This window comes from Pseudomonas chlororaphis subsp. piscium, assembly GCF_003850345.1.
In the GTDB taxonomy this organism is placed as follows: Bacteria; Pseudomonadota; Gammaproteobacteria; order Pseudomonadales; family Pseudomonadaceae; genus Aquipseudomonas; species Aquipseudomonas piscium.
Genome location: NZ_CP027707.1, coordinates 486,752 through 509,955, shown reverse-complemented (window position 1 = coordinate 509,955; position 23,204 = coordinate 486,752). Strand labels below are relative to the sequence as shown.

Below are 23,204 nucleotides of genomic sequence, written 5' to 3'. Positions count from 1 at the left end.
GACAGACGGGCAAATGACGCCCTCGACGGAAAAATGCTTATAATGCCCAGCGATTTTTCCGCGATTTATCTGCTGCGTGAGCCGATTCCTGACTGTGAATACCTGACGCCTAATTCATTCCTTTCTCTGGAAATCCAAAAGCCTTGATTCGTCTGCTGAAGTTTTTCGGGTGGTCCATCGTCGCTGTGTTCTGCGGGCTGCTCCTCGCTCTCTCCGGCGCGTTTCTCTATCTTAGTCCTGGGTTACCGTCGGTAGAGGCGCTCAGAAGTATCCAGTTGCAGATTCCCCTGCGGGTGTACAGCAGCGACGGCAAGTTGATCGCAGAATTTGGTGAAATGCGCCGTACTCCGATCCGTTTCGCCGACATTCCCCCCAACTTCATCAATGCGTTACTAAGTGCTGAAGACGACAATTTCGCCAATCACTACGGCGTCGATCCCAGCAGCCTGATGCGTGCCGCGACCCAGTTGGTCAAGAGCGGACACATCCAGTCCGGCGGCAGCACCATCACCATGCAGGTGGCAAAGAACTTCTTCCTGAGCAGCGAACGCAGCTTCTCGCGCAAGACCACCGAGATCCTCCTGGCCCTGCAAATCGAGCGCCAACTGACCAAGGACGAGATCCTCGAGCTGTACGTCAACAAGATCTACCTGGGTAACCGTGCCTACGGCATCGAGGCCGCGGCCCAGGTGTACTACGGCAAGTCGATTCGCGATGTCAGCCTGGCGCAGATGGCCATGATCGCCGGCCTGCCCAAGGCCCCGTCGCGCTTCAACCCGCTGGCCAACCCGGCGCGCAGCAAGGAGCGCCGCGACTGGATCCTCGGGCGCATGTACAAGCTCGGCAAGATCAGCGAGGCCGATTACCAGGCTGCCGTGGCCGAGCCGCTGAACGCCAGCTATCACGTACCGACGCCGGAAGTGAACGCACCCTACATCGCCGAAATGGCCCGCGCCGAGATGGTCGGTCGTTATGGCAGCGACGCCTACACCGAAGGTTTCCGCGTCACCACCACGGTACCGAGCGATCTGCAGGAACTGGCCAACACCGCCGTCCATGAAGGCCTGATCACCTACGACCAGCGCCACGGCTACCGCGGCCCCGAATCGCGCCTGCCCGGCAAGACCCACGCCGCCTGGGCCCAGGAGTTGACCAAGCAGCGCAGCATCAGCGGCCTGGAGCCGGCGATCGTCACCCAGGTCGACAAGAATGGCCTGCAGGTACTGACCCGCACCGGCGAAGAGCATGTGGGCTGGGACAGCATGAAATGGGCGCGCCCGTTCCTGAACACCAACAGCATGGGCGCAGCGCCCAAGCAGCCGAGCGATGTCGCCCAGGTCGGCGACCTGATTCGCGTGCAGCGCCAGGCGGACGACTCGCTCAAGTTCCGCCAGATCCCGGTCGTTCAGGGCGCGCTGGTGTCCCTCGACCCGCAAAACGGCGCCATTCGCTCGCTGGTGGGCGGTTTCGCCTTCGAGCAAAGCAACTACAACCGGGCACTGCAGGCCAAGCGCCAACCCGGCTCCAGCTTCAAGCCATTCGTCTATAGCGCCGCGCTGGACAATGGCTACACCGCCGCCAGCCTGGTGAACGATGCACCGATCGTGTTCGTCGACGAGTACCTGGACAAGGTCTGGCGTCCGAAAAACGACACCAACACCTTCCTCGGCCCGATCCGCATGCGCGAGGCGCTGTACAAGTCGCGCAACCTGGTTTCGATCCGCCTCCTGCAAAGCCTGGGCGTGGACCGCACCATCGACTACATCAGCAAGTTCGGCTTCAACAAACAGGACCTGCCGCGCAACCTGTCGCTGGCCCTGGGCACCGCGACCCTGACCCCGATGGAAATCGCCACCGGCTGGAGCGTGTTCGCCAACGGCGGCTACAAGGTCACTCCGTACATCATCGACAAGATCGAGAGCCGCAACGGCGAAACCCTGTTCACCGCCAACCCGCCGAGCGTACCGGTTGGCGACACGGCCAGCAGCGGGATCGCGGCACCGACAGAACAGAGCTTCACGGTGAACAGCGTCCCTGGCGAAACCCCGAGCCAGGCCCCTGTGCAGGCGCCCGCGGTGGCCGAACGCATCATCGACGGCCGCACCACCTACATCCTCAACAGCATGCTGGAAGACGTGATCAAGCTCGGTACCGGGCGACGCGCCCTGGCCCTGGGCCGCACCGACCTGGCCGGCAAGACCGGGACCACCAACGAATCCAAGGACGCCTGGTTCTCCGGTTACAACGCCGACTACGTGACCACGGTCTGGACCGGTTTCGACCAGCCGGAAAGCCTGGGCCGCCGCGAGTACGGCGGCACCGTGGCCCTGCCGATCTGGATGAACTACATGGGCGCCGCCCTCAAGGACAAGCCGGCCCATACCCAGGCCGAGCCGGAAGGCATTCTCAGCCTGCGGGTCGATCCGGTCAGCGGCCGCGCCGCGACACCGGGCACGCCGAACGCCTACTTCGAACTGTTCAAGAGCGAAGACACACCGCCTTCGGTCAACGAACTGGGCAATGGCTACGCCCCTGGCAGCCCACTGCCGGCGGACGAGTCGGCGCCGATCGATCTGTTCTGACCGCCTGATAACCGCAGCGCAGCCAATCGCGGGCAAGTCGGATCACTCCGATCTACGGCAATACCCACAAAAAAGCCCCGGCTCTCGCGAGCCGGGGCTTTTTTGTTCAACGCGTCTTCGGCTTAGCCGTTGAACACGTCATCCACGCTTTTCAGCGGGTAGTTCTTCGGATACGGCAGGGTCGCCACGCCGGTCTCGATCGCGGCCTTGGCCACAGCGTCGGAGATCACGGTGATCAGACGAGCATCCATTGGCTTCGGAATGATGTACTCACGGCCGAACTCCAGCTTGATGCCGCCGTAGGCGTCGCACACTTCCTGAGGCACCGGCAGCTTGGCCAGTTCGCGCAGGGCGTTGGCCGCGGCCACTTTCATTTCTTCGTTGATGCGCTTGGCGCGAACGTCCAGGGCACCACGGAAGATGAACGGGAAGCCCAGCACGTTGTTGACCTGGTTCGGGTAGTCCGAACGGCCGGTGGCCATGATCACGTCGCTACGGGTGGCGTGCGCCAGTTCCGGGGCGATTTCCGGATCAGGGTTCGAGCAGGCGAACACGATCGGGTTGGCGGCCATGGAGCTCAGGCCCTCGGCGCTCAGCAGGTTCGGGCCGGACAGGCCAACGAACACGTCCGCGCCTTTCAGGGCGTCAGCCAGGGTGCGCTTGTCGGTGGTGTGGGCGAAGACCGCCTTGTACTGGTTCAGGTCATCGCGGCCGGAGTGGATCACGCCGGTACGGTCGACCATGAAGATGTTTTCGATCCGCGCGCCCATGCTCACCAGCAGCTTCATGCAGGAGATGGCGGCGGCGCCGGCGCCCAGGCAGACGATCTTCGCGTCCGACAGGGTTTTGCCAGCGATTTCCAGGGCGTTGATCATGCCGGCCGCGGTCACGATAGCGGTGCCGTGCTGGTCATCGTGGAATACCGGAATGTCGCACTGCTCGATCAGGGCGCGCTCGATCTCGAAGCACTCTGGCGCCTTGATGTCTTCCAGGTTGATGCCACCGAAGGTGATGGAGATGCGCTTGACGGTGTCGATGAAGGCTTGCGGGCTTTCGGAGTCGACTTCGATGTCGAATACGTCGATGCCGGCGAAGCGCTTGAACAGCACACCCTTGCCTTCCATCACCGGCTTGGAAGCCAGCGGGCCGAGGTTACCCAGGCCGAGAATCGCGGTGCCATCGGAAATGACTGCAACCAGGTTGCCCTTGCCGGTGTATTTGTAGGCCAGTTCAGGATCGCGGGCGATTTCGCGTACTGGTTCGGCTACGCCGGGGCTGTAGGCCAGCGACAGGTCGCGGGCGGTAGCGGTGGCCTTGGTGAGCTCGACACTCAGTTTCCCTGGACGGGGATTGGCGTGATATTCGAGAGCGGCAGTTTTCAAATCAGACATGTGGGCATTCCGCTTTTTACTGTTGGACAGACGGACCGCCGAGGATACTCGTGTCGCAAAGTCCTCACAAGACTGACCGGTCACCCCTGTCAAGGCCCGTAGGCTACGACTTTGGGCCAAGAGCCACGGAACACAAGGGATAGACTGTTCACAATCGAAATAAAAAATGTCTACAATTTTTTATTTATTGAACCAGCTGGAACATTCCGGGATGGGTCAACGGCAACATCCAGCGCGCCTGACCTGATTTCAAGCCACCCTTGCGTGAACGGTCGAGCACCCAGCCGCGCGCCTCGATCTGCTGCCCCGGCAGGCGATCCAGCTGCGCAACATCGAATTGGTCAAGCAGATTGGGTGCAATGCGCAATACAACCGAATCCTGCAATTCGATCCAGACGCCGCCCCGATTGCGTTGCACCTTGCTCACCCGGCCACTGAGCAGCGCAAATCCGGACGCCTTTATCTGATCCGCTTTCAGTACAGACGATTGCCGCCACAGCCCCAGCCGGGCCTGCCGAGCGCTACGCTCGGCGGCTTGCTGGCAGCTGAACAAATCGACGTTCGGTGCTACCGCCACCTGGTATCCCAAGCCTTCGGCAAGCAATTGCGCTTCAAGGTTGGCGCCATCGGCGCCATAGACATGGGCCAGGGTTCGCCCATAGTGATCTTTGCTTTCCCGACCCGGGAGCAGGCCGACCCGACCGTTGCTGGCCTTCACCAGTGCCTGCAGGCGCTGGCGGGCGGCAACCGCGAAGGGCTCGTCGGTGCGACCTTTTTTACCCAGTTCCGGCGCATTGAGGCCGATCATGCGCACGCTGCGCCCATCGGTGAGGCGCAAGGTATCGCCATCGACCACCCGCTGGACCTGTACGGAGGCCAGCCCAACCGGCGCCGGGCAGAATGCCTGGGCACTGGAGAGCCAAATCGCGGACATAAAAAAGGCGCCCGCAAGGGACGCCTTTTTCATCAGCGAGGAGAAGCTGGAACAGCTTTCCAGACCGATCAGCCTTAGGCCTTTTTCGCGCCGAAAGCGCCGAAACGGTCGGCGAACTTCTGAACGCGGCCGCCGGTATCCAGAGTCTTCTGCTTACCGGTGTAGAACGGGTGGCACTCGTTGCAAACGTCGATCGCCAGCGGCTTAGCGTAGGTCGAACGAGTTTCGAACTTGTTGCCGCAGCTGCAGGTTACGGCAACTGCTGGGTATTCTGGATGGATATCGGCTTTCATGGTGTCTTCCTCAGGCTAGCGTGCCGCCACCCAACACTATTGTTGAATACCGCACGTAATTAGGCCGCGGATTCTACCAGACCTTTGCGATCACGCAAGCTGTCCCTCGCACCGACCGTCTGCTAGGCTCCGGGCCTTCTTCACCGCCCGTTCAATGAGATTTCCCCGCGTGCCCGACGCCATTTTGCGCCTCGCCCTGCCCTCGCCCCTGCGCCGCCTGTTCGACTACCGGGCCCCGGCCGGTGTGCGGCGTACCCAACTGCATCCGGGCATGCGCCTGCGAGTACCGTTCGGTCGCCGGGAGATGATCGGCATCCTGGTCGAGGTCACGGACAGCAGCGAAGTCCCCGCCGAGAAGCTCAAACCGGCACTGGCCCTGCTGGACGCCACCCCGCCGCTGCCGCCCGCGCTGTTCAAGCTGTGCCTGTGGACCGCGCAGTACTACCAGCACAGCCTCGGCGACACCCTGAGCTGGGCGCTCCCGGTCCTGTTGCGCCAGGGCGAACCGGCCGAGGCCCGGCAGGAACGCTTCTGGTCGGTCAGCCCCGGCGCCAGTCTCGACGACCCACGCATCGCCCGCGCCCCGCGCCAGCGCGAAGCCCTGGCGACCCTGGCCCAGCACCCTCACGGTGTCGCCCACCAGTTGCTGAGCAAGCTGATACTGAGCAAGGACAGCCTGGACCTGTTGCTGGCCAAGGACCTGGTACAGGTGGAAGTCCGCCGGCATGCCCCGGGCGAGCGCCACGAACATTGGCTGGCCCAGCCGGAACTGCCGCTCAACAGCGAACAACGCGCCGCCTATGAGGCGATTCGCTCCGGCTTCGACAGCTATCACGCGTTCCTGCTGGCCGGGGTCACCGGCAGCGGCAAGACCGAAGTCTATCTGCAGCTGATCCGCGAAACCCTGGAAGCCGGCAAGCAGGCGCTGGTGCTGATCCCGGAAATCAACCTCGGCCCACAGACCCTGGCGCGCTTCGAACAACGCTTCAACGCCCGCATTGCACTGCTGCACTCGGCGGTCAACGACCGCGAGCGCCTGGATGCCTGGCTGGCGGCCCGCGACGGCGAGGCCGACATTATTATCGGCACCCGCTCGGCGCTGTTCACGCCGATGAAGAACCCTGGGCTGATCATCATCGACGAAGAGCACGACGGTTCCTATAAACAGCAGGAAGGCCTGCGCTACCACGCCCGCGACCTGGCCCTGGTCCGCGCCCGCCAGGAAAACATCCCCATCGTGCTGGGCTCCGCCACCCCATCGATGGAGAGCCTGCACAACGCCTACACCGGCCGTTATGGCCTGCTGCGGCTGAACGAGCGGGCCGGCGGCGCCAAGCAGCCGCGCTTCCTGCGCCTGGACGTGAAGAGCCGGCCGTTGGACAGCGGCATTTCCGGCCCCATGCAACAAGCCATCGGCCAGACCCTGGCAGCAGGCCAGCAGGTGCTGGTGTTCCTCAATCGCCGCGGCTTTGCGCCGACCCTGCTGTGCCACGACTGCGGCTGGATGTCCGAGTGCGAACGCTGCGACGCGCGGATGACCGTGCACCAGCGCTATGGCGAGCTGCGCTGCCACCATTGCGGCCACTCCGAACGCGTACCGCGGCATTGCCCGAAATGCGGCAAGGTCGACCTGCGCCCGGTCGGCGCCGGCACCGAGCGCGCCGAAGAACGGCTGGCGATCCTGTTCCCGGACTACCCGGTACTGCGGGTCGACCGCGACAGCACCTCGCGCAAGGATGCGATGAACCAGTTGTTCGCCACTATCCAGAAGGGCCAGCCCTGCATCCTCGTCGGCACCCAGATGCTCGCCAAGGGGCACCACTTCCCACGGGTAACCCTGGTCTCGATCCTCGATGCCGACGGCGGCCTGTTCTCCGGCGACTTCCGCGCCAGCGAACGCATGGCGCAGCTGATCGTCCAGGTCGCCGGCCGGGCCGGGCGAGCCGAAGAGCCGGGCAAGGTGATCATCCAGACTCACCTGGCCGACCATCCGCTGCTGGTGCAGCTGACCGAACAGGGTTACTTCGCCTTTGCCGAACAGGCCTTGAGCGAACGCCGCGCCGCCGGCCTGCCGCCGTTCGCCCATCTGGCCCTGCTACGTGCCGAGGCGCACAAGCCCGGACAAGACGAAGGCTTCCTCGACGAAGCCTGCAGCGAGGCCGAACGTTTGCTGGCCCAGATGAACCTGGGCGGCATCGAGTTGCTGGGGCCGGTACCGGCGCCCATGGAGCGCCGGGCCGGGCGTTACCGCGCGCAACTGCTGTTACAGGCCAATGCCCGGGCGCCGCTGCACAAGCTGCTGAGTCACTGGCTGTTGGTGCTGGAACAGATGCCCAGCGGGCGCCAGGTACGCTGGTCGCTGGATGTTGACCCTGTGGACCTGTATTGATAGAAAAACCGCCATCTCAGGCAAGCGCGCCTCTGTAGCAGCGAGGCTTGCCCGCGATATGGCCCGAATAGTCACCGCATATCCACAAGCGGCCCGCTATAGTTGGCAAGCCCGTCTTCGCAACGGATAATGCCCAGTTTTTCCACCTGCGCATCGAAGCGCCGCCGCGCCAGCGGTTGAAAGAGAAGACCATGAAAGACACCATTCGCCAGCTCATCCAGCAAGCCATCACCCAACTCGTCACCGAAGGTGTGTTGCCAGAAGGCCTGACGCCGGCGATCCAGGTAGAAAACTCCCGCGACAAGACCCACGGCGACTTCGCCAGCAACATCGCCATGATGCTGGCCAAGCCGGCCGGCATGAAACCACGCGACCTGGCGGAAAAAATCATCGCCGCCCTGCCCGCAGACGAGCAAGTCAGCAAGGCCGAGATCGCTGGCCCTGGCTTCATCAACTTCTTCCAGAACACCCAGGCCCTGGCCACCCGCCTGGACGCCGCCCTGGCCGACGCCCACCTCGGCGTGCGCAAGGCCGGCGCGTTGCAGCGCACCGTGGTCGACTTGTCGGCACCGAACCTGGCCAAAGAGATGCACGTCGGCCACCTGCGCTCGACCATCATTGGCGACGGCGTGGCGCGGGTCCTGGAGTTCCTCGGCGATACCGTGATCCGTCAGAACCACGTCGGCGACTGGGGCACCCAGTTCGGCATGCTGATGGCCTACCTGCAGGAAAACCCGATCACCAGCGACGAACTGTCGGACCTGGAGAACTTCTACCGCGCCGCCAAGCAGCGCTTCGACGAATCCGAAGAGTTCGCCGACCGTGCCCGGGGCCTGGTGGTCAAGCTGCAGGCCGGTGACGCGGACTGCCTGGAGCTGTGGACCAAGTTCAAGGACATCTCCCTGTCCCACTGCCAGAAGATCTACGAACTGCTGAACGTCAAACTGACCATGGCCGACGTGATGGGCGAAAGCGCCTACAACGACGACCTGATCAACGTGGTCAACGATCTCAAGGCCAAGGGCCTGCTGGTCGAGAGCAACGGCGCCCAGTGCGTGTTCCTCGACGAGTTCAAGAACGCCGAAGGCGAGCCGCTGCCGGTGATCATCGTCAAGGCCGATGGCGGCTACCTGTATGCCACCACCGACCTGGCCGCCGTGCGCTACCGCAGCGGCAAGCTCAAGGCCGACCGCGCGCTGTACTTCGTCGACCAGCGTCAGGCCCTGCACTTCCAGCAGGTGTTCGCGGTGGCCCGCAAGGCCGGCTTCGTGACCCACCCGATGGAAATGGAACACATGGGCTTCGGCACCATGAACGGCGCCGACGGCCGTCCATTCAAGACCCGCGACGGCGGCACCGTGAAGCTGATCGACCTGCTGACCGAAGCCGAAGAACGCGCCTACAGCCTGGTCAAGGAAAAGAACCCGGAGTTGGCCGAGGCCGATCTGCGCAACATCGCCAAGGTAGTGGGCATCGACTCGGTGAAATACGCCGACCTGTCCAAGCACCGCACCAGCGACTACAGCTTCAACTTCGACCTGATGCTGAACTTCGAAGGCAACACCGCGCCTTACCTGCTGTACGCCTACACCCGTGCCGCCGGTGTGTTCCGCAAGCTGGGCAAGGACTTCAGCGAAGTACAGGGCCAGATCAGCCTGGAAGCCGCCCAGGAACTGGAGCTGGCGGCCAAGCTGGCGCAGTTCGGCGAAGTGCTGAACGGCGTGGCCGACAAGGGTACGCCGCACATCCTGTGCACCTACCTGTACGACGTGGCCGGGCTGTTCTCCAGCTTCTACGAGAACTGCCCGATCCTCAGTGCCGAATCGCCGACGCAGATGCAGAGCCGCTTGCGCCTCACCGAGCTGACCCGTCGTACCCTCAAGCAAGGTCTGGAGTTGCTGGGCCTGAAAGTTCTGGAGCAAATGTAAGTTGGCTGCCAAGAAAAAACCTGCACCCAAGCGTGGCGCCAGCCGTTACCAAGCTCCTGCAAAGCAACCGATCCCGGGTTGGTTGTGGATGGCCATCGGCCTGGCCGTGGGCGCCTTCATCGTGTTCCTGATGAAGCTGGAGCCAGGCAAGGGCGCTGACAGCGTCAAGCGCGAGCGGTTGGAGCAACAGAAAACCACCAAGATCGCCGAGGCCAACAAGACCCCGCCGAGCCCACAGCAACCGGTGAAGCCGAAGTACGACTTCTACACCCTGCTGCCGGAATCGGAAGTGATAGTGCCGCCGGAAGCCGTGCCGGAAAAAACCCTGCCAACGCCGCAGACCGCGCCGGTGGTTCCGACCACGCCGGTGACCCCGGCGGAAGCAGCCAAGATCGACACCGCGCGGGCCCAGGCTGCCCTGGCCGGCATCACCCCGCCGCCCGCACCACCGGTGGCACAGGTGGCAAAGGCCGCGCCGGTGACCAAGTTCTTCCTGCAGGCTGGTTCCTTCCGCAAGCAGGCCGATGCCGACAAGGTCCGCGCACAGATCATCCTGCTGGGGCAATCGGTGTCCGTCGAGTCCGGCACCGTCAAGGACGAGACCTGGTACCGCGTACTGGTCGGCCCGTTCAGCAACCGCGAACAGCTGACCACCGCGCAGAAGCAACTGGCCGGCGCCGGCTTCAGCAACCTGCTGTTACAACAGCGCCAGAGCCGCTAAGACAGCCAATCGCGAGCAAGTCCGCTCCGCATTCCCTGCAGGAGCGAGGCTTGCCCGCGATGGCGTCCTCCCTGGCGCCCACTCTCCCGCCAGGAAATACCGCTCGTCCCACAACCCCCGCCGCAGTTGAAAAACCCCACGCCACCCCCATATGAGTTTCCATCAGGGCATTTTCGCCCCGCAGCGTGGAGACTCTCCCCTTGACCACCATCGTTTCAGTCCGCCGCTACGGCAAAGTCGTCATGGGCGGCGACGGCCAGGTTTCCCTCGGCAACACCGTGATGAAAGGCAACGCGAAAAAGGTTCGTCGCCTGTATCACGGCCAGGTCATCGCCGGCTTTGCCGGGGCCACCGCTGACGCCTTCACCCTGTTCGAACGTTTCGAAGGCCAGCTTGAGAAGCATCAGGGGCACCTGGTACGCGCCGCCGTCGAACTGGCCAAGGAATGGCGCACCGACCGCTCCCTCAGCCGCCTCGAAGCCATGCTCGCGGTCGCCAACAAGGACGCATCCTTGATCATCACCGGCAACGGTGACGTGGTCGAACCGGAAGAAGGCCTGATCGCCATGGGCTCCGGCGGCGCCTACGCCCAGGCCGCGGCCAGCGCCCTGCTGAAGAAAACCGACCTGTCGGCCCGCGAAATCGTCGAAACCGCCTTGGGCATCGCCGGCGACATCTGCGTATTCACCAACCACACCCAGACCATTGAGGAGCAGGATCTCGCGGAATAAGCCTGTTTCGGCCATCGCGCCACGGCATTCATTCTTGCTTGAGGACCGCCAATTACTATGCCCATGACTCCCCGCGAAATCGTCCACGAACTCAACCGCCATATCATCGGCCAGGACGATGCCAAGCGCGCCGTCGCCATCGCGCTGCGTAACCGCTGGCGCCGCATGCAGCTGCCTGAAGAGCTGCGTGTCGAAGTGACCCCGAAGAACATCCTGATGATCGGCCCGACCGGCGTCGGCAAGACCGAGATCGCCCGGCGCCTGGCCAAGCTGGCCAACGCTCCGTTCATCAAGGTCGAAGCGACCAAGTTCACCGAAGTCGGTTATGTCGGCCGTGACGTTGAATCCATCATCCGCGACCTGGCCGATGCCGCGATCAAACTGTTCCGCGAGCAGGAAATGACCCGCGTCCGCCACCGCGCCGAAGACGCCGCCGAAGAACGCATCCTCGATGCCCTGCTGCCACCGGCGCGCATGGGTTTCAGCAACGAGGACGCCGCCCCGGCCCAGGACTCCAACACCCGCCAGCTGTTCCGCAAGCGCCTGCGCGAAGGCCAGCTGGACGACAAGGAAATCGAGATCGAAGTGGCTGAAATCAGCGGCGTCGACATCTCGGCTCCACCGGGCATGGAAGAGATGACCAACCAGCTGCAGAGCCTCTTCGCCAACATGGGCAAGGGCCAGCGCAAGAACCGCAAGCTCAAGATCAAGGACGCACTCAAGCTGATCCGCGACGAAGAAGCCAGCCGTCTGGTCAACGATGAAGAACTCAAGGCCAAGGCCCTGGAAGCGGTCGAACAGCACGGCATCGTGTTCATCGATGAAATCGACAAGGTTGCCAAGCGTGGCAACTCCGGTGGCGTCGACGTCTCTCGTGAAGGAGTGCAGCGCGACCTGCTGCCGCTGATCGAAGGCTGCACCGTCAACACCAAGCTGGGCATGGTCAAGACCGACCACATCCTGTTCATCGCTTCCGGCGCGTTCCATCTGAGCAAGCCGAGCGACCTGGTGCCCGAGCTGCAAGGCCGTCTGCCGATCCGCGTCGAACTCAAGGCGCTGTCGCCGGAAGACTTCGAGCGCATTCTCAGCGAGCCTCACGCCTCCCTGACCGAGCAATACCGCGAGCTGCTGAAAACCGAAGGCCTGACCATCGAGTTCCAGGCGGACGGCATCAAGCGCCTGGCGGAGATCGCCTGGCAGGTCAACGAGAAGACCGAGAACATCGGTGCCCGTCGCCTGCACACCCTGCTCGAGCGCTTGCTCGAAGAAGTGTCGTTCAGCGCCGGCGATCTGGCCAGCGCCCACAACGAAGAGCCGATCCGCATCGACGCCGCCTACGTCAACAGCCACCTGGGCGAATTGGCGCAGAACGAAGACCTGTCCCGTTATATCCTGTAACGAGCACGTCCCCGCGGCAGCGAGCTTGCTCGCTGCCGCGGGGATTCCTTGTACAGACGGACCGCAGGCTGCCCCATGACCACTCGACTTCCCACCGCCATCAACCTGCACAAAGCCTCGAAGACCCTGACGCTGACTTACGCGCCAGACGAGGTCTATCACCTGCCCGCCGAATTCCTGCGGGTGCACTCCCCCTCCGCCGAGGTCCAGGGCCACGGCAAACCCATCCTGCAATTTGGCAAGATCGGCGTCGGCCTGACCAAGGTCGAACCGGCCGGTCAGTACGCACTGAAACTGACCTTCGACGACGGGCATGACAGCGGCCTGTTCACCTGGGACTACCTGTACCAGTTGGCGGTGCGTCAGGACGATCTGTGGAGCGATTATCTTGCTGAACTTCAAGCCGCCGGAAAGTCCCGCGACCCAAATGAGTCTATCGTCAAGCTGATGCTCTAGATCAGACCTCTGACGCTTTAGAGGGCATTTTCTAGATTCATCTGTTTGAATGCTGGGCTGCATGGCCAACGATTGGCCTGCTTGCGAAAAAAATTAAACTCGGGTAACCAATGGAGCTGGCAAGTTCCCTGCAGTGTTCTCTGAACAAAAAAGCAGTAATGCAGAATCAACGGTCACCCGAGCAGTAGTACCTGGCATCTTTGCTGTGTGACTACACAGCAGGTCCGGTACTCGTCTCAGGACAATGGAGCGTCGTAGATGAGTAACAAGAATAACGATGACCTGAAACGCCAAGCCTCGGAAAACACTCTGGGCCTGAATCCTGTCATCGGTTTACGTCGGAAAGATCTGCTTACCTCTGCTCGAATGGTGCTGACCCAGGCCATCAAACAACCGCTGCACAGCGCCAAACATGTGGCCCATTTCGGCGTCGAATTGAAGAACGTGATGTTCGGCAAATCGACGCTGCAACCGGAGGGCGATGACCGTCGCTTCAACGATCCGGCCTGGAGCCAGAACCCGCTGTACAAGCGTTACCTGCAAACCTACCTGGCGTGGCGCAAGGAGCTTCACGACTGGATCGGCCACAGCAACCTCTCCGAACAGGACATCAGCCGCGCCCACTTCGTCATCAACCTGATGACCGAGGCCATGGCGCCGACCAACACCGCCGCCAACCCGGCAGCGGTCAAACGCTTCTTCGAGACCGGCGGTAAAAGCCTGCTCGATGGCCTCTCCCATCTGGCCAAGGACCTGGTGCACAACGGCGGCATGCCGAGCCAAGTCAACATGGACGCCTTCGAGATCGGCAAGAACCTGGGCACCAGTGAAGGCGCGGTGGTGTTTCGCAACGACGTGCTGGAATTGATCCAGTACCGTCCGGTGACCGAGCAGGTGCACGAGCGCCCGCTGCTGGTGGTCCCGCCACAGATCAACAAGTTCTATGTCTTCGACCTCAGCCCGGACAAGAGCCTGGCGCGCTTCTGCCTGCGCAACGGCGTGCAGACCTTTATCGTCAGTTGGCGCAACCCGACCAAGGCGCAGCGCGAGTGGGGCCTGTCGACCTACATCGAAGCGCTGAAAGAAGCGGTCGACGTGGTCATCGCCATCACCGGCAGCAAGGACGTGAACATGCTCGGTGCCTGCTCCGGCGGCATCACCTGCACCGCGCTGCTGGGGCACTACGCGGCCCTGGGCGAGAAGAAGGTCAACGCCCTGACCCTGCTGGTCAGCGTGCTCGATACCACCCTCGATACCCAGGTGGCGCTGTTCGTCGACGAGCAGACCCTGGAGGCCGCCAAGCGTCACTCCTATCAGGCCGGTGTGCTGGAAGGTCGCGACATGGCCAAGGTCTTCGCCTGGATGCGACCCAACGACCTGATCTGGAACTACTGGGTGAACAACTACCTGCTGGGTAACGAGCCGCCGGTGTTCGACATCCTGTTCTGGAACAACGACACCACCCGGTTGCCCGCTGCCTTCCACGGCGACCTGATCGAAATGTTCAAAAACAACCCACTGATCCGCCCCAACGCACTGGAAGTGTGCGGCACGCCGATCGACCTGAAGCAGGTCACCGCCGACATCTTCTCCCTGGCCGGTACCAACGACCACATCACCCCGTGGAAGTCCTGCTACAAGTCGGCTCAGCTGTTCGGCGGCAAGGTCGAATTCGTCCTCTCCAGCAGCGGGCATATCCAGAGCATCCTCAACCCGCCGGGCAACCCCAAGTCGCGCTACATGACCAGCGAAGAGATGCCGGCCAACGCCGACGACTGGCAGGAAAACTCGACCAAGCACACCGACTCCTGGTGGCTGCACTGGCAGGCCTGGCAGGCGGAGCGCTCAGGCAAACTGAAAAAGACGCCGAGCATTCTCGGCAACAAGGCGTACCCAGCGGCCGAGGCGGCACCGGGTACTTATGTCCATGAACGTTAACCGATAGCAGGCCTGTAGGAGCGAGCCGCTTGCGATAACGCAGCTCCACAAGCGACTCTCTCCTGCAGGCAACGATTCCACCGACAGGGCCAAGGCATGCCTCAACCGTTCATCTTCCGCACCGTCGACCTGGATGGCCAGACCATCCGCACGGCGGTACGTCCCGGCAAGCCTCACTTGACACCCTTGCTGATCTTCAATGGCATCGGCGCCAACCTGGAGTTGGTGTTCCCGTTCGTCCAGGCTCTGGACCCGGACCTGGAAGTCATCGCCTTTGACGTACCGGGCGTTGGCGGCTCCTCGACGCCGAGCCACCCCTACCGCTTTCCCGGCCTGGCCAAGCTGACCGCGCGCATGCTCGATTACCTCGACTATGGGCAGGTCAATGTGGTGGGTGTGTCCTGGGGCGGGGCACTGGCCCAGCAGTTCGCCTACGACTACCCCGAACGCTGCAAGAAACTGGTGCTGGCCGCCACTGCCGCGGGCGCCTTTATGGTGCCGGGCAAACCCAAGGTGCTGTGGATGATGGCCAGCCCGCGGCGCTACATCCAGCCCTCCCATGTGATTCGCATCGCCCCCCTGATCTACGGCGGCTCGTTCCGCCGCGATCCCAACCTCGCCGCCGAGCATGCCAGCAAGGTCCGTTCAGCGGGCAAGCTGGGCTACTACTGGCAGCTGTTCGCCGGCCTCGGCTGGACCAGCATCCACTGGCTGCACAAGATCCACCAGCCGACCCTGGTGCTGGCCGGCGACGACGACCCGCTGATCCCGCTGATCAATATGCGCATGCTGGCGTGGCGGATTCCCAACGCCCAGCTACACATCATCGACGACGGGCATCTGTTCCTGATTACCCGGGCCGAAGCCGTCGCGCCGATCATCATGAAATTCCTCGAGGAAGAGCGACAACGGGCAGTGATGCACCCGCACCCGACACCGTTCAGCGGTACGTAGCAAAAAGCGTCTGCCGACAGGATCGTCGCGCGCGCAGGATGGTTCAGGACCGACTATGGTGTTTGTCTTGGTGTGCTTGTTGATGGCTTGACGAAGGAGTGTTGAAGCATGCGAGACAAACCAACGGCGGGCTCGTTGCCCACGCCCTCCACCTACATCACTGCGCAGAGTGCCATCACCGGCCTGCGCGGCCGTGACCTGCTGTCGACTCTGCGCAGCGTGGCCACCTACGGCCTGCGCAACCCGGTGCACAGCGCCCGCCATGCCGTGGCGCTGGGTGGTCAATTGGGCCGTGTACTGCTGGGTGAAACACTGCACAAACCCAACCCCCAGGACAGCCGGTTCTCCGATCCGACCTGGAGCCTGAACCCGTTTTACCGACGCAGCCTGCAGGCCTATCTCAGTTGGCAGAAGCAAATCAAAAGCTGGATCGACGACAGCGGCATGAGCTTGGACGACCGGGCCCGCGCGCACTTTGCCTTCAACCTTCTCAACGATGCGGTGGCACCGTCCAACACCCTGCTCAATCCGCTGGCGATCAAGGAAATCTTCAACTCCGGCGGCAACAGCGTGATCCGTGGCATCGGTCATCTGGTCGACGACCTGCTGCATAACAATGGCCTGCCCAGCCAGGTTGCCAAACAGGCCTTCGAGGTCGGCAGGAGCCTGGCCACCACCCCCGGCTCGGTGGTGTTTCGCAACGAGCTGCTGGAACTGATCCAGTACAAGCCGATGAGCGAAAAACAGTACGCTCGGCCCCTGCTGGTAGTGCCGCCACAGATCAACAAGTTCTATATCTTCGACCTCAGCCCCGCCAACAGCTTCGTGCAGTTCGCCCTGAAAAACGGCCTGCAGACCTTCATCATCAGCTGGCGCAATCCCGACGTCCGGCATCGCGAATGGGGCCTGTCGAGCTATGTCGAGGCTGTGGAGGAAGCCATGAATGTCTGCCGGGCGATCACCGGCAGTCGTGACGTGAACCTGATGGGTGCCTGTGCCGGCGGCTTGACCATTGCCGCCCTGCAAGGCCACCTGCAAGCCAAGCGACAACTGCGCCGAATCTCCAGCGCCACCTACCTGGTCAGCCTGTTGGATAGCCAGCTGGACAGCCCGGCGACCCTGTTCGCCGACGAGCAGACCCTGGAGGCAGCCAAGCGCCGCTCCTATCAACGGGGCGTGCTCGACGGTCGCGACATGGCCAAGGTCTTCGCCTGGATGCGGCCCAACGACCTGATCTGGAATTACTGGGTCAACAACTACCTGCTGGGCAAGGAGCCGCCGGCGTTCGACATCCTCTACTGGAACAACGACAACACCCGGCTGCCGGCTGCCTTTCATGGCGACCTGCTGGACTTCTTCAAGCACAACCCGATGGGTCACCCCGGTGGCCTGGAAGTGTGCGGCACGCCAATCGACCTGCAAAAAGTCACGGTCGATAGCTTCAGCGTCGCCGGAATCAACGACCACATTACCCCCTGGGATGCGGTGTACCGCTCGACCCTGCTGCTGGGCGGCGAAAAACGCTTCGTGCTGTCCAACAGCGGACACGTGCAGAGCATCCTCAACCCGCCGAGCAACCCCAAGGCCAACTACGTCGAAAACGGCAAGCTCAGCAGCGACCCGCGAGCCTGGTACTACGACGCCAAGCACGTCGACGGTAGCTGGTGGACGCAATGGCTGGAGTGGATCCAGCAGCGTTCCGGCGCCCAGCGCGAAACCCTGACGACCCTGGGCAACCAGAATTACCCACCGATGGAGGCGGCGCCTGGCACCTACGTGCGCGTCCGCTGAATTTCCCCGCGCCGCGACCCTCGGGCCGCGGCCTGACTGAACAACCAAGAAGACTGGATGAAGACCCGCGACCGGATACTCGAATGTGCCCTGCAGTTGTTCAATCACAAGGGCGAACCCAATGTCTCGACCATGGAAGTTGCCAACGAAATGGGGATCAGCCCCGGCAACCTCTACTACCACTTTCACGGCAAGGAGCCGCTGGTCCTCGGGCTGTTCGAGCGCTTCCAGAATGAGCTGGCACCCCTGCTCGATCCACCCGCCGATGTGCACCTGGCTCCCGAAGACTACTGGCTGTTCCTGCACCTGATCGTCGAGCGCCTGGCGCACTACCGCTTCCTGTTCCAGGACCTGTCCAACCTGGCCGGACGCCTGCCGAAGCTGGCCAAGGGGATTCGCAACCTGCTCAACGCCCTGAAGCGCACCCTGGCCTCGCTGCTGGCCAGGCTCAAGGCTTCGGGACAACTGGTCAGCGATACCCAGGCACTGGGGCAACTGGTGGAACAGATCACCATGACCCTGCTGTTCTCGCTGGACTATCAACGCATTCTCGATCGCGAGGGCGAGGTACGAGTGGTGGTCTACCAGATCATGATGCTGGTGGCGCCACACCTGTTGCCACCGGCGAAACTGGCTACCGAACAAATGGCCCTGCGTTACCTCGACGAGCAGGATTGATCGGCGCCGCAAGAACCCCAAACAAAAACGCCCGACCTTTGCAGGCCGGGCGTTTTTGTATGTCCCGAAAAACTCAGGACTGACTGGTTGGCGTCGCGGGTGCTGGCGCGGCAGTCGGGGTGACGGCAGGGGTTAGCGCCACTGCGGAGTTCGCAGGGCTGATCGGTGCTGCCGGCTTGGCGGCAACCACTGGCTTCGGTGCTGCGGCCTTGGGTGCTGCCGGTTTTTTCACTGCTGGTTTTTTCGCCGCCGGTTTCGCAGCGGGCTTGGCCGCTGGTTTTGCCGCTGGCTTGGCGGCTACTGGCTTGGCGGCAGGTTTTGCAGCTGGCTTGGCCGCCGCAGTTTTGGCTGCCGGTTTCGCGGCAGGCTTGGCTGCTGCTTTGGCCGGAGCCTTGGCTACCGGTTTGGCTGCTGCTTTAGCCAGAGGCTTGGCCGCCGGTTTGGCCGCTGCAGTCTTGGCCGCGATCGGAGCCACCTTGGCGCCTGTGAGTTTTTCGATCTGTTTGGTCAGGGTGTCGACCTTGCTGTGCAGCGCCTTCACTTCATTGCGGCTAGGCACGCCCAGACGCGAAATGGCACTGTTCAAGCGCTTGTCGAATGCACCTTCCAGCTCGTCCCACTTGCCCAGCGCGCGGTCCTTGACGCCACTGATGCGCGATTTAGCCGAACTCGCGGAGCCCTTGGCGGCGTCGACGGTTTTGCCGACAGCGCTTTTGGTGAGCTTCTCGGCTTTCTCGCCATCCTTGACCAGCGACTCGAAAAGCTTGCTGCCGTCAGTGTCGATTTTCGAGTACACGCCTAAACCAGCAAGCCAGATTTTACGGGAGTAGTCTTCGACCTTCCCGATCCACGAGCTGCCTTCTTTTTCAGTATTCTTTTTACCAGCCATCCCGTTCTCCTTAATGTTTACGCGCGACACGTTCGAGCAATGCCGTCAGCTCATCGAGCTTAGCAGAGAGTGTCTCAACGTCATGTTTAGACGGAATGCCGATGCGATTCAAGGCACTTGCGACGCGCGTGTCAAAAGCCTTCTCGACTTTATCCAGCTGCACTTCGACTTTGCCTTTGAGACTGGTGACATCCCCCTTCACGTTATCAATCTGACTGTTGGCGGCCTCAAGTTGTTCAGTCACAACTTTTTTGCCTTTCTTTTCAACAGTTTGACCGGCTTTAACGAGCTCTTGAAAGTACTCGCTGCCCTCCTGGCCGACCTTGGTGTAGGCACCCAGGCCTGCCAGCCAGATCTTGCGGGCATAGGATTTGACTTCACTCAGAGTGGTTGATGCAGCATCAACTTTTTTCTTCAGAATTGCTTTGGCCATGGTGCACCTCACGCGCAGAAGGTTTGAGGAACTGCCCGCAGGAAAGTGGGCTCATGCACAAAGTAGTGAGAAAAATTAGAATCGGCACCCTAACCAATGTCATAAAAAGGTGGAGGGGTTACTGGAGATAACCGGCTCGCCTGCGATGTTTTTCCAAGTGTCATGACAACACCCGAAATCACCGGCAAGCCGACTTCTGTGCAAGCGACTCAGACCAGGGCTTTATCCAGCGCCTTTTCGATTTCCGACTTGATCATGCCGCTCATGGCGGACATCAACAGGCCCAGCTCGACATCGACCCTGATCGAATCATCACCCACCAGCACCGCACCTTTGACCCCCGAACGCTTGAGGTTCAGGGTATCGCCCGACCACTGCGGCTCCAGGCCATACTGATCGGCCAGTTTCTGCGCCAACTGGTCAGCCTTTTCGCGGGCTGCTTCCTTACCCAGGCAGTGGGCACGCTCAACACTAATACGGGCCATTGAATGACTCCTGTTTTATCGGGACTTGCCTGAAGCGTCTTGAGCTGCGCTGCGTCAAAACGCCCCGGCGCTTCACTATCTTACATTCAGCCTTGCCAAGACAAAGACCGCCACCGGGATTAGAATGTCCCGCATTCTCTTTTGGTGACAGCGATATGACTGATCAGCGCAAAGGCAGCGATGCCGAACCCACCACTCACTTCGGCTTCAAAAATGTTCCGGAAAGCCAGAAGGCGGAAAAAGTCGCTGAGGTGTTCCACTCGGTGGCCGCCAAGTACGACCTGATGAACGACGTACTGTCCGGTGGCATGCATCGCCTGTGGAAACGCTTCACGATCGAATTGTCCGGCGTTCGCCCTGGCAATCGCGTGTTGGACATCGCCGGCGGCACCGGTGACCTGACCCGCAAGTTTTCCCATCTGGTAGGCCCTACCGGCCAGGTGGTGCTGGCGGACATCAACGCCTCCATGCTCAAGGTCGGTCGCGACCGCCTGCTCGACAAGGGCGTGGCCGGCAACATCGAGTTCGTCCAGGCCGACGCGGAAAAGCTGCCGTTCCCGGACAACCATTTCGATGTCGTGACCATCGCCTTCGGCCTGCGTAACGTGACCCACAAGGAAGATGCCCTGCGCTCGATGCTGCGCGTGCTCAAGCCCGGTGGCCGCCTGCTGGTGCTGGAATTCTCCAAGCCGACCAACGCGCTGATGTCCAAGGTCTACGACGCCTACTCGTTCGCCTTCATGCCACTGGCCGGCAAGCTGATCACCAACGACTCGGAAAGCTATCGCTACCTGGCCGAATCGATCCGCATGCACCCGAACCAGGAAACCCTGAAGTCGATGATGGTCGAGGCCGGTTTCGATCGCGTGACCTACCACAACATGACCGCGGGCATCGTCGCCCTGCACCGCGGCATCAAGCCCTGATGTTGTTCAGCGGCCTGCTTGCCAGCGTCGAACACGGCCTCAACCGTGTACTGCGTCTCGACAGCACGGCTTTGCCACGCTTGCAGCATTTGAACGGCAAGGTCATCGCCGTCGATTGCCGCAGCCCGAGCGTGCAGCTGTTCGTCATTCCCGGTGATGAGGGCCTGACCCTCGCCACGCATTGGGCGGCCGACGCCGACTGCACCCTGCGGGCGCCGGCTTCGAGCCTGGTGCGCCTGGCCCTGAGCCAGGACAAGACCTCGGTGCTGCACAGCCCCGAAGTCGAGCTGGAAGGCGACAGCGGCGTGCTGCTGGAACTGGCGGCCATCCTCCAGGACCTGGAGCTGGACTGGGAGTACGAACTCTCGCGCTGGCTCGGTCCGGTGGCCACCCAGCTGTTCAGCGGCCATATCCGTAGCCGCGCGCGCTGGTATCGCCAGGGTTTCGCCAGCCTGAACCAGAACCTCGCCGAGTACCTGGCCGAAGAGTCGCGCACCCTGGTGGGCCAACGCGAAGCCGAAGCCCGTTTCAGCGAACTGGACCGGGTCAAGCTCGACCTGGAACGCCTCGAGGCGCGCTTCGAGCGCCTTTCCCGATCCCTTGACCCAAGCGATAACGCATGAAGCTGCTTGCCGTCCGCCGTTTGTTGCGCATCCAGCGCGTCGTGATCCGCTACCGCCTCGATGACCTGCTGTTCGCCCTGCCCCTGCCCTGGTTCCTCCTGGCACTGCGCTACGTCTTGCCCTGGCGCTGGTTCCCGCGCAAACAGCTGGAACTGACCCGCGGCGCCCGTCTGCGCCTGGCCTTGCAAGACCTGGGGCCGATCTTCATCAAGTTCGGACAGATTCTCTCCACCCGTCGCGACCTGCTGCCCGAAGACATCGCCGATGAGCTGATGCTGCTGCAGGACCGCGTGCCGCCCTTCGACTCGAAGACATCGGTGGCACTGATCGAGGAGCAACTGGGCAAGAAAATCGGCGACGTGTTCAGCCGCTTCGATATCGAGCCCCTGGCCTCTGCCTCGGTGGCGCAAGTCCACGCCGCCCAGCTCAAGAGCGGCGAAGAAGTGGTGGTCAAGGTCATCCGCCCGGGCCTCAAGCCGGTCATCGCCCAAGACCTGGCCTGGCTGTTCATCCTCGCCCGCGCCGCCGAAAAGGTCTCGGCCGACGCTCGTCTGCTGCACCCGGTGGACGTGGTCAGCGATTACGAAAAGACCATCTACGACGAACTCGACCTGTTGCGCGAAGCGGCCAACGCCAGCCAGCTCAAGCGCAACTTCGAAGGCTCGCCGCTGCTCTACGTGCCACAGGTCTACTGGGACTGGTGCCGGCCGAAAGTGCTGGTCATGGAACGCATCTACGGGATCCAGGTGACCGACCTGGCCACCCTGGCCGACCAGCGCACCGACATGAAAATGCTCGCCGAGCGTGGCGTGGAGATCTTCTTCACCCAGGTGTTCCGCGACAGCTTCTTCCACGCCGACATGCACCCGGGCAACATCTTCGTCAGCACCGTGCAGCCCTGGAGCCCGCAGTACATTGCCATCGACTGCGGCATCGTCGGCAGCCTGACCCCGGAAGACCAGGACTACCTGGCCCGCAACCTGTTCGCGTTCTTCAAGCGCGATTACCGGCGCGTGGCGCAGTTGCACATCGATTCGGGCTGGGTGCCGGCAGAGACCAAACTCAACGAATTCGAAGCGGCGATCCGTACCGTGTGCGAGCCGATCTTCGAAAAACCGTTAAAAGATATTTCCTTCGGCCAGGTGCTGATGCGCCTGTTCCAGACCGCTCGCCGCTTCAACATGGAAGTGCAGCCGCAGCTGGTGCTGCTGCAAAAGACCCTGCTGAACATCGAAGGCCTGGGCCGCCAGCTGTACCCGGAGCTGGACCTGTGGAACACCGCCCAGCCGTTCCTCGAACGCTGGATGCGCGATCGCGTCAGCCCGAAAGCCTTGCTGGGCAACCTGCACAGCCAGGTCGAGCAACTGCCGCACCTGGCCAACATGACCCGCGACCTGCTCGAACGCATGTCCCAGCCCCATGCCCAGGACCCTTCGCCCACCTGGAAACGACGCAAGGACGACTGGTTCCTGCGTCTTCTCGGCGCGGCGCACCTGGGCGGTGGCGCGATCCTCGCGGCCGGTGGACCGCTGCACGAACTGGGTCACTGGCCGGCCGGCATCATGATGGCCGTGGGCTTGTATCTGGTCGTGCGCCGATAGCCAGCCGGGCTAGCGGCTGGCACACTGTTTCCCATCGCCGAGGCTCGACGAGCGCGTCGAGCC

The 23,204-nt window shown here is 62.4% G+C and carries 20 protein-coding genes; 14 read left to right on the top strand and 6 right to left on the bottom strand.

The window, feature by feature from the left end:
• The first annotated feature begins 146 nt into the window (after positions 1-146).
• Positions 147-2,582: a penicillin-binding protein 1A gene (locus tag C4K38_RS02305; protein WP_164487031.1), complete on the top strand. Its 2,436-nt coding sequence runs from the start codon at positions 147-149 to the stop codon at positions 2,580-2,582.
• A gap of 122 nt (positions 2,583-2,704) precedes the next feature.
• On the opposite strand, the gene C4K38_RS02300 is transcribed toward C4K38_RS02305, so the two are convergent.
• From C4K38_RS02300 to rpmE, 3 genes are all read right to left on the bottom strand, one after another.
• The gene (locus tag C4K38_RS02300) at positions 2,705-3,973 is read right to left on the bottom strand and encodes a malic enzyme-like NAD(P)-binding protein (protein ID WP_053277117.1); all 1,269 of its coding nucleotides are present in this window, start codon (positions 3,971-3,973) and stop codon (positions 2,705-2,707) included.
• Between the two features lie 184 nt (positions 3,974-4,157).
• Positions 4,158-4,940 carry a thermonuclease family protein gene (locus C4K38_RS02295; protein ID WP_053277116.1) on the bottom strand — a complete coding sequence of 261 codons (783 nt, stop codon included), beginning with the start codon at positions 4,938-4,940 and terminating at the stop codon, positions 4,158-4,160.
• Between the two features lie 41 nt (positions 4,941-4,981).
• Complete coding sequence (rpmE, locus tag C4K38_RS02290) at positions 4,982-5,200, bottom strand: 50S ribosomal protein L31 (RefSeq protein ID WP_009046593.1); 219 nt, start codon at positions 5,198-5,200, stop codon at positions 4,982-4,984.
• 169 nt (positions 5,201-5,369) lie between these two features.
• On the opposite strand from rpmE, the gene C4K38_RS02285 reads away from it, so the two are divergent.
• The 10 genes from C4K38_RS02285 to C4K38_RS02240 all read left to right on the top strand — a co-directional run bounded on the left by C4K38_RS02285 (position 5,370) and on the right by C4K38_RS02240 (position 18,184).
• On the top strand, positions 5,370-7,589 hold the full coding sequence (locus C4K38_RS02285) for a primosomal protein N' (protein WP_053277115.1): 2,220 nt from the start codon (positions 5,370-5,372) through the stop codon (positions 7,587-7,589).
• Positions 7,590-7,780: 191 nt separating this feature from the next.
• Positions 7,781-9,517: an arginine--tRNA ligase gene (argS, locus tag C4K38_RS02280; RefSeq protein WP_053277114.1), complete on the top strand. Its 1,737-nt coding sequence runs from the start codon at positions 7,781-7,783 to the stop codon at positions 9,515-9,517.
• Position 9,518: 1 nt separating this feature from the next.
• Positions 9,519-10,238, top strand: coding sequence for an SPOR domain-containing protein (locus C4K38_RS02275; protein ID WP_053277113.1), 720 nt, complete (start codon positions 9,519-9,521; stop codon positions 10,236-10,238).
• Between the two features lie 200 nt (positions 10,239-10,438).
• Positions 10,439-10,969, top strand: a complete 531-nt coding sequence (gene hslV / locus C4K38_RS02270) for an ATP-dependent protease subunit HslV (RefSeq protein WP_053277112.1) — start codon at positions 10,439-10,441, stop codon at positions 10,967-10,969.
• A 57-nt stretch (positions 10,970-11,026) separates the two neighbouring features.
• Complete coding sequence (hslU, locus tag C4K38_RS02265; protein WP_053277111.1) at positions 11,027-12,367, top strand: ATP-dependent protease ATPase subunit HslU; 1,341 nt, start codon at positions 11,027-11,029, stop codon at positions 12,365-12,367.
• Positions 12,368-12,442: 75 nt separating this feature from the next.
• Positions 12,443-12,823, top strand: coding sequence for a gamma-butyrobetaine hydroxylase family protein (locus C4K38_RS02260; RefSeq protein ID WP_053277110.1), 381 nt, complete (start codon positions 12,443-12,445; stop codon positions 12,821-12,823).
• Positions 12,824-13,081: 258 nt separating this feature from the next.
• Positions 13,082-14,761, top strand: a complete 1,680-nt coding sequence (gene phaC, locus C4K38_RS02255) for a class II poly(R)-hydroxyalkanoic acid synthase (protein ID WP_053277109.1) — start codon at positions 13,082-13,084, stop codon at positions 14,759-14,761.
• 96 nt (positions 14,762-14,857) lie between these two features.
• Positions 14,858-15,715 carry a poly(3-hydroxyalkanoate) depolymerase gene (gene phaZ / locus C4K38_RS02250; protein ID WP_053277108.1) on the top strand — a complete coding sequence of 286 codons (858 nt, stop codon included), beginning with the start codon at positions 14,858-14,860 and terminating at the stop codon, positions 15,713-15,715.
• Between the two features lie 108 nt (positions 15,716-15,823).
• Entirely contained in the window at positions 15,824-17,506 is a 1,683-nt protein-coding gene (gene phaC, locus C4K38_RS02245) for a class II poly(R)-hydroxyalkanoic acid synthase (RefSeq protein WP_053277107.1), read from the top strand.
• A 57-nt stretch (positions 17,507-17,563) separates the two neighbouring features.
• Positions 17,564-18,184, top strand: coding sequence for a TetR/AcrR family transcriptional regulator (locus C4K38_RS02240; RefSeq protein WP_053277106.1), 621 nt, complete (start codon positions 17,564-17,566; stop codon positions 18,182-18,184).
• Positions 18,185-18,257: 73 nt separating this feature from the next.
• On the opposite strand, the gene C4K38_RS02235 is transcribed toward C4K38_RS02240, so the two are convergent.
• From C4K38_RS02235 to C4K38_RS02225, 3 genes are all read right to left on the bottom strand, one after another.
• On the bottom strand, positions 18,258-19,073 hold the full coding sequence (locus C4K38_RS02235) for a phasin family protein (RefSeq protein ID WP_053277105.1): 816 nt from the start codon (positions 19,071-19,073) through the stop codon (positions 18,258-18,260).
• Positions 19,074-19,083: 10 nt separating this feature from the next.
• Positions 19,084-19,506: a phasin family protein gene (locus tag C4K38_RS02230; protein ID WP_053277104.1), complete on the bottom strand. Its 423-nt coding sequence runs from the start codon at positions 19,504-19,506 to the stop codon at positions 19,084-19,086.
• 209 nt (positions 19,507-19,715) lie between these two features.
• Positions 19,716-19,991, bottom strand: coding sequence for a polyhydroxyalkanoic acid system family protein (locus C4K38_RS02225; RefSeq protein WP_053277103.1), 276 nt, complete (start codon positions 19,989-19,991; stop codon positions 19,716-19,718).
• A 155-nt stretch (positions 19,992-20,146) separates the two neighbouring features.
• Between C4K38_RS02225 and ubiE the strand changes: the two genes are divergently transcribed.
• The 3 genes from ubiE to ubiB are packed head-to-tail and all read left to right on the top strand — an operon-like array spanning position 20,147 to position 23,141.
• Positions 20,147-20,917, top strand: coding sequence for a bifunctional demethylmenaquinone methyltransferase/2-methoxy-6-polyprenyl-1,4-benzoquinol methylase UbiE (gene ubiE, locus C4K38_RS02220; RefSeq protein WP_007925879.1), 771 nt, complete (start codon positions 20,147-20,149; stop codon positions 20,915-20,917).
• Entirely contained in the window at positions 20,917-21,540 is a 624-nt protein-coding gene (locus C4K38_RS02215) for a ubiquinone biosynthesis accessory factor UbiJ (protein WP_025808213.1), read from the top strand. The genes ubiE and C4K38_RS02215 overlap by 1 nt, the downstream gene beginning before the upstream one ends.
• Positions 21,537-23,141, top strand: a complete 1,605-nt coding sequence (gene ubiB, locus C4K38_RS02210) for a ubiquinone biosynthesis regulatory protein kinase UbiB (protein ID WP_053277102.1) — start codon at positions 21,537-21,539, stop codon at positions 23,139-23,141. The genes C4K38_RS02215 and ubiB overlap by 4 nt, the downstream gene beginning before the upstream one ends.
• Positions 23,142-23,204 lie beyond the last annotated feature (63 nt).

Coding starts and splice junctions, on each gene's coding strand:
- C4K38_RS02300 (WP_053277117.1), bottom strand. CDS start 3,973: ATGTCTGATTTGAAAACTGCCGCTCTCGAATATCACGCCAATCCCCGT.
- C4K38_RS02295 (WP_053277116.1), bottom strand. CDS start 4,940: ATGAAAAAGGCGTCCCTTGCGGGCGCCTTTTTTATGTCCGCGATTTGG.
- rpmE (WP_009046593.1), bottom strand. CDS start 5,200: ATGAAAGCCGATATCCATCCAGAATACCCAGCAGTTGCCGTAACCTGC.
- argS (WP_053277114.1), top strand. CDS start 7,781: ATGAAAGACACCATTCGCCAGCTCATCCAGCAAGCCATCACCCAACTC.
- hslU (WP_053277111.1), top strand. CDS start 11,027: ATGCCCATGACTCCCCGCGAAATCGTCCACGAACTCAACCGCCATATC.
- C4K38_RS02260 (WP_053277110.1), top strand. CDS start 12,443: ATGACCACTCGACTTCCCACCGCCATCAACCTGCACAAAGCCTCGAAG.
- phaC (WP_053277109.1), top strand. CDS start 13,082: ATGAGTAACAAGAATAACGATGACCTGAAACGCCAAGCCTCGGAAAAC.
- phaZ (WP_053277108.1), top strand. CDS start 14,858: ATGCCTCAACCGTTCATCTTCCGCACCGTCGACCTGGATGGCCAGACC.
- phaC (WP_053277107.1), top strand. CDS start 15,824: ATGCGAGACAAACCAACGGCGGGCTCGTTGCCCACGCCCTCCACCTAC.
- C4K38_RS02240 (WP_053277106.1), top strand. CDS start 17,564: ATGAAGACCCGCGACCGGATACTCGAATGTGCCCTGCAGTTGTTCAAT.
- C4K38_RS02235 (WP_053277105.1), bottom strand. CDS start 19,073: ATGGCTGGTAAAAAGAATACTGAAAAAGAAGGCAGCTCGTGGATCGGG.
- C4K38_RS02230 (WP_053277104.1), bottom strand. CDS start 19,506: ATGGCCAAAGCAATTCTGAAGAAAAAAGTTGATGCTGCATCAACCACT.
- C4K38_RS02225 (WP_053277103.1), bottom strand. CDS start 19,991: ATGGCCCGTATTAGTGTTGAGCGTGCCCACTGCCTGGGTAAGGAAGCA.
- ubiE (WP_007925879.1), top strand. CDS start 20,147: ATGACTGATCAGCGCAAAGGCAGCGATGCCGAACCCACCACTCACTTC.
- C4K38_RS02215 (WP_025808213.1), top strand. CDS start 20,917: ATGTTGTTCAGCGGCCTGCTTGCCAGCGTCGAACACGGCCTCAACCGT.
- ubiB (WP_053277102.1), top strand. CDS start 21,537: ATGAAGCTGCTTGCCGTCCGCCGTTTGTTGCGCATCCAGCGCGTCGTG.